This window comes from Microbacterium sp. H6 (assembly GCF_003314775.1).
In the GTDB taxonomy this organism is placed as follows: domain Bacteria; phylum Actinomycetota; class Actinomycetes; order Actinomycetales; family Microbacteriaceae; genus Microbacterium; species Microbacterium oxydans.
Window position 1 is genome coordinate 1 of sequence record NZ_QOAY01000048.1, and the last position, 15,196, is coordinate 15,196.

At 68.2% G+C, this 15,196-nt stretch carries 20 protein-coding genes; 16 read left to right on the forward strand and 4 right to left on the reverse strand.

Going from position 1 to position 15,196, the window contains the following annotated elements; genetic code table 11:
• The 3 genes from DSP71_RS03040 to DSP71_RS03050 form a co-directional block, all read left to right on the forward strand.
• Positions 1-534 (forward strand): flagellar hook-length control protein FliK (locus DSP71_RS03040; RefSeq protein ID WP_147251179.1); only part of this gene is annotated, 534 nt, incomplete at its 5' end.
• Positions 535-554: 20 nt separating this feature from the next.
• Positions 555-992: a flagellar hook assembly protein FlgD gene (locus DSP71_RS03045; protein WP_046747390.1), complete on the forward strand. Its 438-nt coding sequence runs from the start codon at positions 555-557 to the stop codon at positions 990-992.
• Positions 993-1,017: 25 nt separating this feature from the next.
• A complete protein-coding gene (locus DSP71_RS03050; protein ID WP_046747389.1) occupies positions 1,018-2,178 on the forward strand; it encodes a flagellar hook protein FlgE in 1,161 nt (386 codons plus the stop codon).
• Between the two features lie 58 nt (positions 2,179-2,236).
• Here DSP71_RS03050 and DSP71_RS03055 read toward each other — a convergent pair whose 3' ends face one another.
• The 4 genes from DSP71_RS03055 to DSP71_RS03070 all read right to left on the reverse strand — a co-directional run bounded on the left by DSP71_RS03055 (position 2,237) and on the right by DSP71_RS03070 (position 6,245).
• Positions 2,237-2,644 (reverse strand): arsenate reductase ArsC, encoded by a 408-nt coding sequence (locus tag DSP71_RS03055; protein ID WP_046747388.1) that lies wholly within the window; start codon positions 2,642-2,644, stop codon positions 2,237-2,239.
• Between the two features lie 24 nt (positions 2,645-2,668).
• Positions 2,669-3,658, reverse strand: a complete 990-nt coding sequence (locus DSP71_RS03060) for a metalloregulator ArsR/SmtB family transcription factor (RefSeq protein ID WP_113680335.1) — start codon at positions 3,656-3,658, stop codon at positions 2,669-2,671.
• On the reverse strand, positions 3,655-4,800 hold the full coding sequence (arsB, locus tag DSP71_RS03065) for an ACR3 family arsenite efflux transporter (RefSeq protein WP_258546240.1): 1,146 nt from the start codon (positions 4,798-4,800) through the stop codon (positions 3,655-3,657). Before arsB ends, DSP71_RS03060 begins: the two co-directional genes overlap by 4 nt.
• A 143-nt stretch (positions 4,801-4,943) precedes the next feature.
• Entirely contained in the window at positions 4,944-6,245 is a 1,302-nt protein-coding gene (locus DSP71_RS03070; protein WP_113680337.1) for an NAD(P)-binding domain-containing protein, read from the reverse strand.
• Positions 6,246-6,388: 143 nt separating this feature from the next.
• Here DSP71_RS03070 and DSP71_RS03075 point away from each other — a divergent pair, with 143 nt between their 5' ends.
• From DSP71_RS03075 to DSP71_RS03140, 13 genes are all read left to right on the forward strand, one after another.
• The gene (locus DSP71_RS03075) at positions 6,389-6,670 is read left to right on the forward strand and encodes a helix-turn-helix transcriptional regulator (protein ID WP_046747384.1); all 282 of its coding nucleotides are present in this window, start codon (positions 6,389-6,391) and stop codon (positions 6,668-6,670) included.
• A gap of 255 nt (positions 6,671-6,925) precedes the next feature.
• The gene (locus DSP71_RS03085) at positions 6,926-7,324 is read left to right on the forward strand and encodes a hypothetical protein (protein WP_113680338.1); all 399 of its coding nucleotides are present in this window, start codon (positions 6,926-6,928) and stop codon (positions 7,322-7,324) included.
• Positions 7,325-7,367: 43 nt separating this feature from the next.
• Positions 7,368-9,068, forward strand: a complete 1,701-nt coding sequence (locus DSP71_RS03090; RefSeq protein WP_113680339.1) for a long-chain-fatty-acid--CoA ligase — start codon at positions 7,368-7,370, stop codon at positions 9,066-9,068.
• A gap of 146 nt (positions 9,069-9,214) precedes the next feature.
• On the forward strand, positions 9,215-9,463 hold the full coding sequence (locus tag DSP71_RS03095; RefSeq protein WP_113680340.1) for a flagellar FlbD family protein: 249 nt from the start codon (positions 9,215-9,217) through the stop codon (positions 9,461-9,463).
• Positions 9,463-10,272, forward strand: a complete 810-nt coding sequence (locus DSP71_RS03100; protein ID WP_113680341.1) for a motility protein A — start codon at positions 9,463-9,465, stop codon at positions 10,270-10,272. The genes DSP71_RS03095 and DSP71_RS03100 overlap by 1 nt, the downstream gene beginning before the upstream one ends.
• Positions 10,269-11,078 (forward strand): flagellar motor protein MotB, encoded by an 810-nt coding sequence (locus DSP71_RS03105; protein WP_046747379.1) that lies wholly within the window; start codon positions 10,269-10,271, stop codon positions 11,076-11,078. The genes DSP71_RS03100 and DSP71_RS03105 overlap by 4 nt, the downstream gene beginning before the upstream one ends.
• Positions 11,079-11,126: 48 nt before the next feature.
• Positions 11,127-12,059, forward strand: a complete 933-nt coding sequence (locus tag DSP71_RS03110) for a flagellar motor switch protein FliM (protein WP_058632701.1) — start codon at positions 11,127-11,129, stop codon at positions 12,057-12,059.
• Positions 12,056-12,715, forward strand: coding sequence for a flagellar motor switch protein FliN (gene fliN, locus DSP71_RS03115; protein ID WP_046747378.1), 660 nt, complete (start codon positions 12,056-12,058; stop codon positions 12,713-12,715). Before DSP71_RS03110 ends, fliN begins: the two co-directional genes overlap by 4 nt.
• 32 nt (positions 12,716-12,747) lie before the next feature.
• Positions 12,748-13,212, forward strand: a complete 465-nt coding sequence (locus DSP71_RS03120; protein ID WP_230977946.1) for a flagellar biosynthetic protein FliO — start codon at positions 12,748-12,750, stop codon at positions 13,210-13,212.
• Positions 13,209-14,024 carry a flagellar type III secretion system pore protein FliP gene (fliP, locus tag DSP71_RS03125; protein WP_113680342.1) on the forward strand — a complete coding sequence of 272 codons (816 nt, stop codon included), beginning with the start codon at positions 13,209-13,211 and terminating at the stop codon, positions 14,022-14,024. The genes DSP71_RS03120 and fliP overlap by 4 nt, the downstream gene beginning before the upstream one ends.
• On the forward strand, positions 14,021-14,293 hold the full coding sequence (gene fliQ / locus DSP71_RS03130; RefSeq protein ID WP_017828226.1) for a flagellar biosynthesis protein FliQ: 273 nt from the start codon (positions 14,021-14,023) through the stop codon (positions 14,291-14,293). Before fliP ends, fliQ begins: the two co-directional genes overlap by 4 nt.
• Positions 14,294-14,297: 4 nt before the next feature.
• Positions 14,298-15,059 carry a flagellar biosynthetic protein FliR gene (locus DSP71_RS03135; RefSeq protein WP_046747445.1) on the forward strand — a complete coding sequence of 254 codons (762 nt, stop codon included), beginning with the start codon at positions 14,298-14,300 and terminating at the stop codon, positions 15,057-15,059.
• Positions 15,056-15,196: EscU/YscU/HrcU family type III secretion system export apparatus switch protein (locus DSP71_RS03140; protein ID WP_147251180.1), on the forward strand; the 141-nt coding region annotated here is incomplete at its 3' end. The genes DSP71_RS03135 and DSP71_RS03140, both read left to right, overlap by 4 nt.

Genomic DNA, 15,196 nt, shown 5'->3' on the forward strand with positions numbered 1-15,196 from the left:
TCCACTGCGGCGGCTCCGAGCGTCGTCGCGACGGCCCGTCCCGCGCTGTTCACCCAGATCGCGACCCCCATCGTCTCGCTCGCGCAGGCACCGGACGGCGACCACAGCCTCACGCTCACCGTGTCGCCCGAGAACCTCGGTCCCGTGACGGTGCGCGCCCACATCTCCGGGGGCGCGATCCACATCGAGCTGCACGCGCCGAACGACCTCGGCAGGGAGGCGCTGCGCGCGATCCTCGTCGACCTCCGTCGCGACCTCGTCGCCGCGGCACCCCATGCGTCCCTCCTGCTGTCGAGCTCGGACGACGGACCCGCCGCTTCGAACCCGCAGAGCTCCGGCGGCGGTACAGCCGGTGGGTCTTCGCACACCGCGGGGGCGGACCAGGGTCGGGCGGGACCGGGAACACCGAACGGCCGTGACGGGACGACCGGAACCGCAGTGCCGGGAGGCTCACCTTCCGCGGATCACCCTTTATCCGTCGATCCGACTTCCCCGCTGACTTCGCCGCACGGCGGCATCGACATCTTCGCCTGATCCGAGAGGAACCCACGACCATGGTCGAACCGATCTCCGGCACCATCCCGCCCTCGGGAGTGCAGACCGGCAGCACCACACCCGCGTCCGAGCGCAAGAAGACGCTCGACTCCGAGGTCTTCCTTAAGCTCCTGGTGACGCAGCTGACCAACCAGGACCCCAGCTCGCCCATGAACACCAACGAGATGATCTCGCAGACCACGCAGTTGGCCTCCATGGAGCAGCTGACCGCCCTCACGGCGACCTCGACCGAGAGCTTCGCCCTCAGCATGCGTCAGACCGCTGCGGCATTGATCGGCCACGAGGCGCAGTACGTCGATGAGAAGGGTGTCACCCAGAAGGGCATCGTCACATCGGTGTCCTATGCCGGCGCCGTGCCGCTGGTCACCATCGGCGAGGCCTCCATCCCCCTCGACGCCGTCTCCGGCGTCTCCGTCGCTCCCCGTCCGCAGTCCTGACCAGTCCATCCAGAAAGGCATCACCATGCTCCGCTCTCTGTTCGCCGGAATCTCGGGTCTGCGTTCCCACCAGACCATGCTCGACGTCACGGGCAACAACATCGCCAACGTCAACACGACCGGCTTCAAGGCCTCGGCCGTGCAGTTCCAGGACTCGCTCTCCCAGCTCGTGCGCAACTCGATGATGCCGCAGCAGGCCGCCGGCGGTCAGAACCCCGCCCAGGTCGGCCTCGGCGTGCAGGTGGCCGGCATCAGCACCAACTTCGCCTCCGGGGCACCGCAGCCCACGGGCGTGCCGACCAACCTCATGATCGCCGGAGACGGATTCTTCGTCGTGCGCTCGGGCGGCGAGACCCTCTACACCCGCAACGGTGGATTCTCGTTCGACGCGAGCGGCAAGCTGGTCTCGGCAGACGGTGCCCTTGTCCAGGGCTGGACGGCGCAGAACGGCGTCATCGTCCCCGGTCAGGGCATCGGCGACATCCGACTTCCGGTCGGCGCGCTCAGCCCCGCCGCGGCGACCACCACGGCCCGTGTCACGGGGAACCTGCCCTCGGGTGCCGCCGTGGGCGAGCAGCTGGTGCGCGACATCAAGACCTACGACGCCGAGGGTACGGCGACCTCGCTGCGCCTCACCTTCACCCGCACGGCCACCGGCTGGAACGTCACCGAACCGGGCGGCACGAACACCGCTCTCACGTTCACGGACGGCAAGCAGGGCGCAGCTTCGTCCATCGTCTCCGGTGGTGTCACGGTGGACCTCTCAGCGGTCACCGGTTTCGCGGATGTCAGCGACGTCGCGATCAAGGAGCAGAACGGCAAGCCGGCCGGCACCCTGAGCTCGTACGCGCTGATGAACGACGGCAGCCTGGTCGGCACGTTCAGCAACGGCGACACCGAGGTACTCGCCCGCGTCGCGCTGGCCGGATTCGTCAACCCCGGCGGACTCGAGAAGGCGGGCTCCTCGCAGTACCGGCCGAGCGGGAACTCCGGAGAGCCGACGCTCGGTCAGGCGGGCTCCGACGGTCTCGGCGGCATCATCAGCGGCGCTCTCGAGATGTCCAACGTCGACCTGTCGCAGGAGTTCACCAACCTGATCGTCGCGCAGCGCGGCTTCCAGGCCAACGCCCGCATCATCACCACGAGCGACGAGGTGCTGCAGGAGCTGACGAACCTCAAGCGCTGAGCCGTCGGGGAGCCGCGGCGGCCTGCATGCTCACGAGCGCGCCGCGGCTCCCCCGACGTCAGACGAGCTCGCTCACCAACTGTTCGATGCGCGCGCGGATGTCGTCGCGGATGGGGCGGACAGCGTCGATGCCCTGGCCTGCCGGGTCGTCGAGCTTCCAGTCCTCGTAGCGCTTGCCCGGGAAGAACGGGCAGGCGTCGCCGCATCCCATCGTGATGACGACGTCAGATGCCTGCACGGCTTCGGTCGTGAGCACCTTGGGCTGCTCGGAGGTGATGTCTATGCCGAGCTCGCTCATAGCTTCGACCGCGATCGGGTTGATCTGGTCGGCGGGCATGGAACCGGCAGAGCGGACGTCGATGCGGTCCCCTGCGATGTCGCGGAGGAAACCGGCCGCCATCTGGGAGCGTCCGGCGTTGTGCACGCAGACGAAGAGGACCGAGGGCTTGGTGGTCGTGTCAGTCATGGTTGCTCCAGGTGAGAGGTCTTGTCAGTTGAGGAGTTCGTCGACGAGCGCACGCACGCGTTCGGCGATGTCGTCGCGGATGGCTTCGACGCCTTCGCGCGACGCGAGGGCAGGATCTCCGACCGCCCAGTCGTCATAGCGGACGCCGGGGATGATGGGGCAGACATCACCGCACCCCATGGTGATGACGACGTCGGCTGCACGCACGGCGTCATCAGTGAGCGGCTTCGGGAAGCGCTCTGCAGCCTGGTCGCCTTCGATCTCTGCGAGAAGCGAGCGGACGTGCGGGTGGACGACGTCGGCGGGGGCGGAACCCGCAGAGCGTGCAACGACCTTTCCGGCAGCCAGCTGGTTCACGAGAGCGGCAGCGAGCTGTGAGCGCCCCGCGTTGGCGACGCAGACGAAGAGCACCTGGGGTGCTGCAGCCTCGCGGTCGCGGGTCAGGTCCGCGAGCCGTTGACGGGCGAAGCGCTCAGTCAGCGGAACGAGTGCTGAGGTGACGCGTGCGGTGCGTGCGAGCGCGGTGTAGGACTCGCGGACGGTGGTGAGGACGACGTCTGCTTCGAGTTCGGGAACTTCCGCTGCGAGCTCCTCGGCGAGACGGGTCACCCGTGCGTCGAAGTCCGGTCGCAGTGGACCGTCGTCGTCTATGCTTCCGGGTGCGACAGAGGCGGGGGCGAAGGAGTCCAGCAATGCGGTGACGGCCCCGCGCCTGGTCGGGTTGATGCGGTACCAGACCCAGGTTCCGCGTCGTTCGGAGGTGAGGACATCGACGTCCTTGAGCACCTTGAGGTGATGGGAGACCGTCGGCTGCGAGACATCGGCGAGCTCGGCGAGGTCGCACACGCAGGACTCGCCGCGCGGGTCGGAGGCGATGGCCGACAGCATCCGCAGGCGCAGCGGGTCCGACAGCGCCTTCAGGGTGGCCGCCACTGAGGAGGCTGCTTCCAGACCGATGGCATGGGTGGCGACGGGACTGCAGGTGTCAGTGTCGGTCGCAGCGGTGACGTTCATGACGGCATCCTTTCAGCGGTGTACGGGTCGGTGTGGAACCAGCGGCGGGCCGCCCAGAGGGAGACGTACACGAGCCCGACGAGAACCGGGACCTCGATCAGCGGGCCGACGACGCCGGCGAGGGCCTGCCCGGACGTCGCTCCGAACGTGCCGATGGCGACGGCGATGGCGAGCTCGAAGTTGTTGCCGGCCGCGGTGAATGCCAGGGTCGAAGAGCGGGCGTAACCGAGTCCGAGTGTCTTCCCGGTGAACAGGCCGATGAACCACATGACCGCGAAGTAGGCGAGCAGGGGAAGCGCGATCCGGGCGACGTCCCTCGGGCGGCTGGTGACCTGTTCCCCCTGGAGGGCGAACAGCAGCACGATGGTGAACAGCAGCCCGTAGAGGGCCCAGGGACCGATCTTCGGCAGGAAGCGGTCTTCGTACCAGTCGCGCCCCTTCGCACGCTCTCCGATGAGGCGGGAGGCGAAGCCGGCGATGAGGGGGATGCCGAGGAAGATCAGCACGTTCAGTGCGATCTGCCAGACCGAGATCTCCAGCCCCTGCGAGTCCAGCCCCAGCCAGCCGGGGAGCACGGTGAGGTAGAACCAGCCGAGCAGCGAGAACGCGACGACCTGGAAGACCGAGTTGATGGCGACAAGGACTGCGGCCGCTTCGCGATCACCGCAGGCGAGATCGTTCCAGATGACGACCATGGCGATGCAGCGCGCGAGCCCGACGATGATGAGTCCTGTGCGGTACTCGGGCAGATCGGGCAGGAACGCCCAGGCGAGGACGAACATCAGCGCAGGGCCGACGATCCAGTTGAGCACCAGCGACGAGATGAGCAGCTTCTTGTCACCCGTGACGGCGGCGACCTTGTCGTAGCGGACCTTCGCGAGGACCGGGTACATCATCACGAGCAGGCCGAGCGCGATGGGAACGGAGATCCCACCGAGCTTGAGGCCGGCCAGGAGATCGGAGACGCCCGGGATGAAGCGGCCGACGAGGATACCCCCGACCATGGCCAGGCCGATCCACAGCGGCAACCACCGATCCAAGGTGGACAGACGCCGAGCGGCCGGGGCTGTGGTGGGCACGGTTGCGGTGCACCCCGCAGGGCCGGACCCGATGATTCCAAGCTCAGCTTCTTGTATCGGCATACGTCTATATTGACATTCATAAATATAGAACGCAATCGCTGCTCGGGGAGTTCATCTGCCGGGCACCCTGGCAACCTGATTCGTCGGTTGGACATGGAAGGGCGGGCCTCCTCTGAGGAGCCCCGCCCTTCCGCCACCGGAAATCAGCCGACAGTGACGGGCCGCGCGCCGATCCGGATAGCCGAGGGAGCCGCACAGCAGCTGCCCGCGTCGTCGTCGAAGTCGCCGGATCCCCCGCACACGCCGGTATCGGGGAGGACGAGCTCGCTGCGCCCTGCGGCCTCATGATCTCCCACGAGGTGCGCGGCGACACTTCGCACCTGCTCGAAGCCGGTCAACGCGAGGAAGGTCGGCGCCCGGCCGTAGGACTTCGCGCCGATGATGAAGAACCCCTGCTCCGGCTGCGCGAGCTCTCGCGCTCCCGTGGCACCCACGGATCCGCAGGAGTGGATGTTCGGGTCGATCTCGGACGCGATGCCAGCGACCGCCTCGAGCGCGGGATCGAGATCGATCCGGAGCTCTCGCAGCATCTCAGTGTCCGGCCGAAAGCCCGTGAGTGCGAACACGCGACCGACACCTTCCACCTCGCGCCCGTCTTCGGCGACCACGGTCAGCCCGTCAGCGGTCTGCCGGAACGCGGCGACCCGGAATCCGGTCACCAGCTCCACGACACCCGCGTCGACCATCTTGCGCGCGCGCGAGCCGAGCGCGGCCCGTTCGGGAAGCTCATCTCCGGCGCCGCCTCCGAAGACGTTCGTTGCCGCCCCCCTACGGAGAATCCAGGTGACGCGGGTGCCAGGGGCCCGTCGTGCCAGCTCGCTCAATCTCAGGACGGCGTGCGCGGCAGAGTGCCCCGCTCCCACGACGACGACGTGCGAGCCCGCGAGCTCTGACACATCAGCCGGGATGCGGTACGAGATCAGATCCGATGCTGCGGCCTCCCCGAGGGCGGGATATCCATCCGCTCCCGCCGGATTCGGAAGAGCCCAAGTGCCGCTCGCGTCGATGACAGCGCGAGCGAGAACTCGCGACTCCTGTCCGTCCGCACTGACCGTATGCACGACGAAGGACTGGCCCCTGCGACCGCCCTCGACGACTTTGTCACGGCCGTGACGAGCGACTCCGGTGACGGTCGTCGCGTAGTGGACCCGCTCACCCAAGGCATTCGCCAGAGGCGCCAGGTAGCCGTCCACCCAGTCGGCACCGGTCGGATATCCCGACACCGGTGCAGCCCAGCCGGTCGTCTCAAGAAGACGACGTGCTGCAGCGTCCACGAGCTCCGGCCAGGCCGAGAACAGGCGCACGTGTCCCCACTCGGAAACCGCAGCAGCAGGCCCCTCACCACGCTCGATCACCATCACGTTCTCGTCGCGTTCGACGAGATGCGCCGCGGCGGCGAGGCCCTGCGGACCCGCTCCGACGATGACGACAGGTAGCTCAGACATGACATCTCCTCACATTGACAAAGTTCAATATGAAGACTGTCGCTCACCTATCGAAGATTGTCAATACGTGGCAGACTAGACCCGTGAGCGTGTCAACGACAATCGAAGCGACATCCTGCTGCGTTCCGCCAATAGCACCCTCGATGACCGTCGAGGATGCGGAACGCGTTGCCCGGGTCTTCAAAGCGCTTGGCGACCCCACGCGCGTCCGACTGTTGTCGCTCATCGCCGCCGGAGCTGGCGGAGAAGCGTGCATCTGCGACCTGACCGAGCCTGTGGGACTCTCGCAGGGCACGGTGTCCCACCACATGAAACTGCTCGCGGAAGCGGGACTGGTCACGCGAGAACAGCGCGGCAAGTGGGCGTACTTCGCTCTGAACGTCGACGCGATGGATGCGGCTGCCGCTGCTCTCCACGCGGTCTGAGCACCTCGATCGTCAGAGCTCGCGGAGCTCCGAGGTCATCTCCCCGCCGGCGTCCCCCGTGTTGACGGTCCCCTTCGGCTCCAAGAGGATGGCGTGCACTTCTTCGTCGGCTCGCGGGCAGTGCTCCACACCCTACGGCACGAGCCGGCGTCACCGAGGCCCCTTCCATAGGTCACGGGCTTCCGCCAGGGCCCAGCTGATCCGAACACCCCGCGCTCCCCCGGTACTGTCGTATCCGGAAGAACGGAGCCGGAGATGAACGCCCTCGACGCATTCGGCACCATCGCCGAGGTCTTGTCCTGGATCGGGCTCGGCATCGGCCTGCCCCTGCTCGTCATCGTGCTCCTGGTGAAGATGCATGACGGCTCCTGGCTGCCTCAGGAGGTCGTCATCGTCGAGGAGCAGGATGGCCGGGCACGCGCCCGCTGGTTCGCGTCCGGCGATTTCCGGGAACGAGCGCTCCGCTCCGACGAGTCCGTCCACTGGCGCGGACGTGAGGAAGTCGACGCGTTCGTCAGCGCGCGTCACCCCGGCCTGATGCGGTTCGAGCCCCGACGACCGCTGCTCCATGCCTTCCAGGTGCTCGGGATCACTCTGGCCGCGGTCGGAGGCTGTGCGGTCGTCCTCTCCGTCGTCCTGCTGTTCGTCGGCTGAGGCACGGAGTCGGCACACAGTGTTCGCGGGCAGGATGGAAGACATGTCCGCATCACCGCTCGCCGCACGTCCCTGGCTCGATTCCTATGCGGACGGCGTTCCCGCCGAGATCGAGGAACCATCGCAGACGCTGCCCGAGATGCTCGCCGCGAGTGTCAAGGCGTTCTCTCGACGACCGGCGCTGGACTTCTTCGGTGCCGTCACGTCGTACCGTGACCTCGGCGAGCAGGTCGAAAGGGCCGCCGAGGGATTGCGTCGGCTCGGGGTCGGCGCCGGCGACAGGGTGGCCCTGGTACTGCCCAACTCCCCGCAGCACGTCGTGGCGTTCTATGCGATCCTCCGGCTCGGGGCGATCGTGGTCGAGCACAACCCGCTGTACACCGCACGCGAGCTTCGCCACCAGTTCGAAGATCATGGGGCGCGGGTCGCCGTCGTGTGGGACAAGTCCGCCGACACGATCGCTGGATTCCCCGCCGACGTCAGGGTCGAGCACATCGTGAGCGTCGACATCACCGAGGCGATGCCGCTGTCGAAGCGCCTCGCTCTCCGTCTACCTCTGCCCAAAGCCCGCGAGGCCCGCGCGAAGCTCACCGGCACCCCGAAAGCGCGGCACCTGATCGCGTGGAAGCAGCTCGCTGCGCACCGACGCATCTCACGCCGAGTGCCGGGGCCGACCTTGGACGACACCGCACTCCTGCAGTACACCAGCGGCACGACGGGCGTCCCGAAGGGAGCGATCCTCACCCACTCCAACCTCCGAGCCAATGCGATGCAGGGGCGGGCGTGGGTGCCCGGACTCGTCGACGGCGAGGAGACCTTCTACGGTGTGCTGCCGCTGTTCCACGCGTACGGCATGACTCTGTGCCTGACCTTCGCGATGAGCATCGGAGCGCGGCTGGTCCTGTTCCCCGCGTTCGACCTGGGCCTGGTCACGGCTGCGGCACGGACGACTCCACCCACGTTCCTTCCGGCCGTGCCGCCGATCTACGACGCTCTCGCCCGCGCAGCCGCCCGAGGGACCATCGACCTCTCGACCGTGCGCTTCGCCATCTCCGGAGCGATGAGCCTCCCTGTCGCGACGGTGAAACGCTGGGAGGAGGCGACCGGCGGCCTGCTCGTCGAGGGCTACGGCATGACGGAGAGCTCGCCGGTGGCGCTCGGCAACCCGATGGGCCCGACACGTCGCCCCGGCACCGTCGGTGTGCCCTTCCCGAGCACGGAGATCCGGATCGTGGACCCCGCTGACCCCGATGTCGACCTGTCCGCCGGCGATCCAGGGGAACTGCTCCTGCGCGGCGCGCAGGTGTTCCAGGGGTACTGGCGTCGTCCGGGTGAGACGGCCGACGCGCTGCTGCCCGACGGGTGGCTCCGCACAGGCGACATCGCCCAGGTCTCGCCCGACGGCTTCGTGACCATCGTCGACAGGCTCAAGGAACTCATCATCACGGGAGGCTTCAACGTGTCGCCGAGCGAGGTGGAGGATGCGCTCGTCGCCCACCCCGATGTCGAGGCCGCAGCGGTCGTCGGTCTCCCCAAGCCGCACGGTGGAGAAGAGGTCGTCGCGGCAGTGGTGCTCCGCGACGGAGCTGCTCTCGAGGTCGATGCGCTGCGCGACTTCTGCCGCACCCGGCTCACGCCCTACAAGGTGCCGCGACGGATCACGGCCGTCGACGACCTCCCCCGGTCCCTCATCGGCAAGGTGCTGCGGCGCCAAGTGCGCGACCAGCTGCTCGCCGACCGCTGAGTCCGCTGAATCCTGGCGTCGATCACCGACGGCGAGCCCGCCTAACGCGCAACGCCGTCCGGCCGACAGTCACCCCCGACAGCCCAGGACGGGCCGTCGGGTCTGTGCTCTTCGGAACGCGGACGGATCTTTCCAGGATGGAGCCCATGATCGTCCTCACGCGCCTGAACCGTTCGCGGTTCGCGGTGAATCCCGACCTGATCGAACGTGTCCAGGCAACGCCGGACACGACGCTCATCATGGTCGACGGTGCGACCTTCGTCGTCACCGAGACGATGGATGACGTGATCGCGCAGATCACCCGGTTCCGCGCCGGGGTGCTGGCAACCGCCGCCGCCCTGATCGCCGCAGCGGGAACCGATTCCGCGGCCCCCGCTTCTGAGGTCGGTCTCTGATGGATCCGTCTCTCATCCTCGGACTGATCCTCGCGTTCGGCGCCCTGATCGCCATGATCAACCTCGAGGGCGCGACCCTCGGATCGCTGCTGATCCCCGCCCCGATGGTGCTGGTCTTCGGAGCCACGATCGCCGTCGGCATCGCGAGCGGCACCATGCGCGATGCGCTGCATGCGGTCAAATCGCTCCCCCGCGCGTTCCGCGGTGAGCGCCGCACCGCGTCGAGCATGATCGACACGGTGGTCGGCTACGCCGAGAAGGCGCGTGCCGAAGGGCTCCTCGCCCTCGAGCAGGGACTCGGGGACGAGAAGGACCCGTTCCTGCGCCAGGCACTGCAGAGCATCGCCGACGGCACGGACGCGGAAGACCTGCGCACGCTGCTGGAGGACGAGCTCACCTCGACCGCCGCCCGCAACCGCACCGCCTCACGCTTCTACATGACGCTCGGAGGCTTCGCGCCAACGGTCGGCATCATCGGCACCGTCGTCTCCCTCACGCACGTGCTCGAGAAGCTCGACAAGCCGGACACCCTCGGTCCGATGATCGCGACAGCATTCGTGGCGACGCTGTGGGGTCTGCTCTCGGCAAACTTCATCTGGCTGCCCATCGGCGGTCGCCTGCAGCGGCTCGGCGAGCTCGAAGTCGAGCGCATGACGGTGCTCATGGAGGGCATGCTCGCGGTCCAGGCCGGCGCTCCGCCCCAGTTCGTGAACGAGCGTCTGCGAGCGCTGGTGTCCGAGCGTCCCTCTGCCCGATCCGGCCGGAAGGCCCGCACCTCAGCAGCCGAGGAGACGGAGCAGGCGTCATGAGCGTCCGTGCCCGTCGCCGCGTGCCGCAGGAGGAGCACAGCGGTCCGGACGAGCGGTGGATGGCGTCCTACATGGACATGGTGACCGTGCTGATGTGCATGTTCATCGTGCTGTTCGCCATGTCGACCGTCGACCAGGAGAAGTTCGAGGCTCTGAGCGCTTCTCTCGCCACGGGCTTCGGGCAGGAGCCGTCCGACGAGATCGACGCCACGACGGGCGTGGTCGTGCCCCCGGAGCTGGTCGACGAGAAGGGCGAGGACTTCGCCGACGTCGACCTGGCCGCCGCGCAGACCGAGTTCAACGAGCTCTCGGCGCTTCGCGAGCGTCTGCGCCAGGTGCTCGCCGACAACGGTCTCGAGGCCGATGTCACCTTCACGATCGACGAGCGCGGCCTCACGATCGGGCTGGTGAGCGCGGAGACGTTCTTCGACACGAACAGCACGACGCTCAGCGACAAGGCGCTCCTGGTCCTCGATGCGCTCGGCTCCGTACTGGTCACCACCACCAACGAGATCTCGGTCGAGGGCCACGCCGACGTGCGTGGGTCGGTCGCCCCGTACCCGACGAACTGGGAGCTCTCCGCCGGCCGCTCGACGCAGGTGCTGCGACACCTCGTGGAGGCCTCGGGCCTTCCCCCCGCCCATCTCAAGTCGGTCGGCTTCGGCGACACGCGTCCTGTCGCCGCCGGAGATGCACCGGACGCACTGGCCCAGAATCGCAGGGTCGACATCGTGGTCCTGTCCGATGCGAACGAGGAGGTGCGAGCCCTCATCCCCCAGGCCCAGGCGGGGAAGCCGGCCTCCTGAGCACCCTTCCTCCTAACGCACGCCGATCACCGCCCGATAGTCCGGTTCGTGGTGATCGATAACAGCGTGCGCTCCGAAGTGCGCGCGGGGACGACGGCGAAGGCCCCCGAAGTCGAGGTGTACGACTTCGGCCGTTCCGCGACCCTCTCCCGCGAGCACACCCGCGCCCTGGAACTCGCCTTCGAGACGTTCTCGCGGCAGTGGTCGGCGCAGCTGTCGGCGAAGATCCACGTGCGGGCCACGATCGCGGTCGAGCACGTCGGGATGATGACCTACGGCGAGTACGCCCAGTCCCTCCCCACCACGACCACCATGATCGTGTGCGCGCTCCCCGAATCCGAAGAGCGCCTCATCGTGCAGCTGCCCACCTCCGCCGCGACGGCGTGGATCGTGCAGATGGTCGGCGGCCGGGCATCGACCGCCTCGGAGGACCGCACCTTCACCCCGATCGAGCAGGCCCTGATCCGCTCGTTGATCGTCGACGCGATCGACCACCTCACCGGGGCGCTCGATGGTCTGCTCCCCGTCGGCGTCTCGTTCAGCGGTATCCAGTACAGCTCGCAGTTCGCGCAGGTCGCGGCTGCCGGTGAGCCCGTCATCGTCGCGCGGTTCTCGATGCGTCTGGCTGGTCGCACGGTGCCGACGAGCGTGATGCTGCCCGCCTCGGTGCTCGCGGGATTCACCGTGCGTCCCTCCGACCTCGAGCGCACTGCCGCACCCGACCGGATCCGCCGCCAGGTCGAGGTGGCACCGGTCGAGGTGGCTTTGCGGCTCGCACCCCGAACGGTGCTGCCGCGCGAGGTGCTCGATCTCGCTGTGGGCGACATCATCGCCTTCCCGCACTCCGCCGACCGTCCGATGGTCCTCACCGTCGGCGATCAGACCATCGCGACCGCTGCCGTTGGCAGCGCGGGCGCGCGGCTGGCCTGTGTCGTCACCACCACCGTCCCCGATCCCGCATCCGCCGAGGAGTCCGCGTGAGCAGCACCACCACCTACGAGTCCGCCGTCGCCGCCGCCTTCGCCGCATCGCTCCCGACGCCCTCCCCGCTCATCGCACGCGCCTCCCAGGTCTCGGGCGACACCGGCGACGCCGTGATCGTGCAGTTCGTCGGCGAGGCCAGCGCCCAGCTCGCCGTGCAGCTCTTCGAGCCGGAGATCCTGGTCGACGGGCTCGGCGGCACACCGCTCACCGATCGGTTGCGCGATGCCCTCGAGACCGCGACCAGCGCACTGGGCTCCGGCGCTCTCGGCGAGGCCGCCGTGGGCGATGCCTCCGCCCTCTTCGCGGACCCGGCTGTGCAGCTGTTCGATCTGCAGGACGACGCCGACCACACGGTCGGACGCCTGGCCGTCGTCGTCACCCGCGCGCCGGCAGGAGCCGCGAACCCGTCCCGCCGGCTGCACCGCATCGCCGGCGTCGAGATGGAGCTCACCGTCGAGATCGGCCGCACCAGGATGGCGGTGCGCGACGTGCTGGACCTGGAACCCGGACGCATCGTCGAGCTCGACCGCTCCGCCGGCGCCCCCGCAGACATCAAGCTCAACGGACGCGTCATCGCCCATGGCGAGGTCGTCGTGGTCGATCAGGACTACGCGGTGCGCATCACCCGCATCCTCGAGAACGTCGAGGCCTGACCCTGGACGACCTCCTGCTCGGCCTGCGGGTCGTGCTCTCGCTCGCCGCAGTACTCGGAGTGCTGTGGTTCCTGCAGCGCCGTGTCGCGCGCACGCAGGCCCGTCGTCGCGACAGTGAGGCGATCACGGTGCTCGGACGCCAGGGAGTCGGCCCGAAGGCGCAGATCGTCGTGATCCAGACCGAGGACGCCCGATACGTGCTCGGCGTCACGGAGCACGGCGTGAACGTCGTCGATCGGCTGCCGGTCAAGCGGACCGACACCTCGGAGGAGACACCCCGCCCGGCATGGTCGCCGGCGACCACGGAAGCGGCGTCCGACGCCGCGGAGTTCGACCGGATCCTGGCCGCGGCGGCCCTGACGGAATCGACGGACATCCCTCCGGAGTCATCGGCGCCGCAGCGCCGTGTGCGGCACCGCAACGATCCGCTGCGCGGCTCCATCCTCTCCCCCGAGACGTGGCGGCAGACCGCCGAGGCCATCCGGCGCACCCGATGAGCGTCACCCGTGGGGTCGTCGACGGGCGCGCGCTGCGACGAATCGCGCTGATCCTCGCCGCGGCACTCGCACTCGTCGTGGTCCTCACCCTCATCACGGGCACGGCCGCCCACGCACAGGTGACCCCGGACGATCAGGGCGAGGGCGTCACGATCGACATCAACGGCGTCGACGGCGGTCCGTCGGGGTCGATCCTGACCCTGCTGGGCATCACGCTGCTCTCGGTCGCCCCCGCGTTGCTGCTGATGATGTCGTCGTTCACGAAGATCTTCGTCGTGCTGGCGATGACCAGGAACGCCCTCTCGTTGCCGACCATCCCCCCGAACCAGGTGCTGGCGGGGCTGTCCCTCTTCCTGTCGCTGTTCATCATGTGGCCGGTGCTCACCGAGATCAACACGGTCGCGGTGCAGCCCTACATCGACGGCTCGCTCTCGTTCACACAGGCCATCGACGTGGGCCAGCTGCCCCTGCAGGAGTGGATGCTCCGCTTCACCCGCGAAGAGGACCTCGCGCTCATGACGCGGATGGCCGGCCAGCCCAACCCCGAGGACCCCTCGAGCGTCCCGATGTACACGCTCATCCCCGCGTTCATGATCTCCGAGCTGCGCGCGGCGTTCATCATCGGCTTCGTGATCTTCATCCCGTTCCTGGTGATCGACCTCGTCGTGGCAGCGGCGCTGATGTCGATGGGCATGATGATGCTCCCGCCCGTCATGATCTCGCTGCCGTTCAAGATCCTGCTGTTCATCCTCGTCGACGGCTGGGGGCTCATCATCAGAGCCCTCCTGGAGAGTTACGGAGGGGTCCGATGAGCCCCGAGGCGGTCATCGACATCGGCACGCAGGGACTGATCATCGCGGCGAAGCTCGCCGCCCCCGTCCTGGTCACCGCGCTCGTCGTCGGCTTCGCGATCTCGCTGTTGCAGTCCATCACCCAGGTGCAGGAGGTGACGCTGTCGTTCGTCCCGAAGATCGTCGCCGTCGGCATCGCACTGTTGATCGCCGGCAACTGGATGATCGCCGAGATGATCGCCTTCACCAACGAGATGTTCGCCCGCATCCCCTCGCTGTTGAGCGGATGACGGCGTGTACATCCCCATCGATTTCGCGTGGCTGGAGGCCACGATGCTCACCGCGGTGCGCATCACGGCCTTCATCATGATCGCTCCGCCGTTCTCCTACGGGGCGATCCCGGTGCGCGTGAAGGCGATGCTCGCGATCGGGCTCTCCCTCGCCGTCGGCACCGCCGTCGCCCCCGGGTACGAGAACCTCGACACCGGTCCCTTCCTCGGCGCGCTCGTCCTGCAGCTCGTCACGGGTGCCCTGCTGGGGTTCCTGGTGCTGCTGTGCTTCTCCGCGCTCCAGGCTGCGGGAAGCCTGATCGACGTCTTCGGCGGGTTCCAGCTCGCGCAGGCGTTCGATCCCCACTCGATGGTCAACGGCGCGCAGTTCACCCGGCTGTTCCACATCACCGCGCTCACGCTGCTGTTCGCCTCGGGCGGGTACCAGCTGATTTTGGCCGGGCTCGCGCGGAGCTTCGAGGCCGTGCCCGTCAACGGTATCTTCCAGGTGGCCGGTCCTGCCGAACTGCTCGTCGACGGGGTGACGCAGCTCGTGCTGGCGGCCGTGCAGATCGCCGGACCGCTCGTGCTCGTGCTGTTCCTCGCCGATGTCGGGCTCGGGCTCATCACCCGTGTCGCCCCTGCCCTGAACGCGTTCGCGATGGGCTTCCCGGTGAAGATCCTGCTCACGCTGCTGCTCGCCGGAGCCGTGTACGCCGTGCTCCCCGGCATCGTCGACGCCCTCGCCGCCAACGCCCTGCGGATGATGCAGGGGGTGCACCGATGAGCGGGACCGATACCGGCGAACGCAGCGAGAAGGCGACGGACAAGCACCTCAGCGAAGCGAGGAAGAAGGGACGCCTGTCACGCAGTCAGGACCTCACGGCCTGGCTCGGTATCGGCGCGGCGGCCGTCACGATGCCC

Bases quoted from the DNA above. Each gene is read 5' to 3' on its own strand.
- DSP71_RS03045 (WP_046747390.1), top strand. From the start codon at position 555: ATGGTCGAACCGATCTCCGGCACCATCCCGCCCTCGGGAGTGCAGACC.
- DSP71_RS03050 (WP_046747389.1), top strand. From the start codon at position 1,018: ATGCTCCGCTCTCTGTTCGCCGGAATCTCGGGTCTGCGTTCCCACCAG.
- DSP71_RS03055 (WP_046747388.1), bottom strand. From the start codon at position 2,644: ATGACTGACACGACCACCAAGCCCTCGGTCCTCTTCGTCTGCGTGCAC.
- DSP71_RS03060 (WP_113680335.1), bottom strand. From the start codon at position 3,658: ATGAACGTCACCGCTGCGACCGACACTGACACCTGCAGTCCCGTCGCC.
- arsB (WP_258546240.1), bottom strand. From the start codon at position 4,800: ATGCCGATACAAGAAGCTGAGCTTGGAATCATCGGGTCCGGCCCTGCG.
- DSP71_RS03070 (WP_113680337.1), bottom strand. From the start codon at position 6,245: ATGTCTGAGCTACCTGTCGTCATCGTCGGAGCGGGTCCGCAGGGCCTC.
- DSP71_RS03075 (WP_046747384.1), top strand. From the start codon at position 6,389: ATGACCGTCGAGGATGCGGAACGCGTTGCCCGGGTCTTCAAAGCGCTT.
- DSP71_RS03085 (WP_113680338.1), top strand. From the start codon at position 6,926: ATGAACGCCCTCGACGCATTCGGCACCATCGCCGAGGTCTTGTCCTGG.
- DSP71_RS03090 (WP_113680339.1), top strand. From the start codon at position 7,368: ATGTCCGCATCACCGCTCGCCGCACGTCCCTGGCTCGATTCCTATGCG.
- DSP71_RS03095 (WP_113680340.1), top strand. From the start codon at position 9,215: ATGATCGTCCTCACGCGCCTGAACCGTTCGCGGTTCGCGGTGAATCCC.
- DSP71_RS03100 (WP_113680341.1), top strand. From the start codon at position 9,463: ATGGATCCGTCTCTCATCCTCGGACTGATCCTCGCGTTCGGCGCCCTG.
- DSP71_RS03105 (WP_046747379.1), top strand. From the start codon at position 10,269: ATGAGCGTCCGTGCCCGTCGCCGCGTGCCGCAGGAGGAGCACAGCGGT.
- fliP (WP_113680342.1), top strand. From the start codon at position 13,209: ATGAGCGTCACCCGTGGGGTCGTCGACGGGCGCGCGCTGCGACGAATC.
- fliQ (WP_017828226.1), top strand. From the start codon at position 14,021: ATGAGCCCCGAGGCGGTCATCGACATCGGCACGCAGGGACTGATCATC.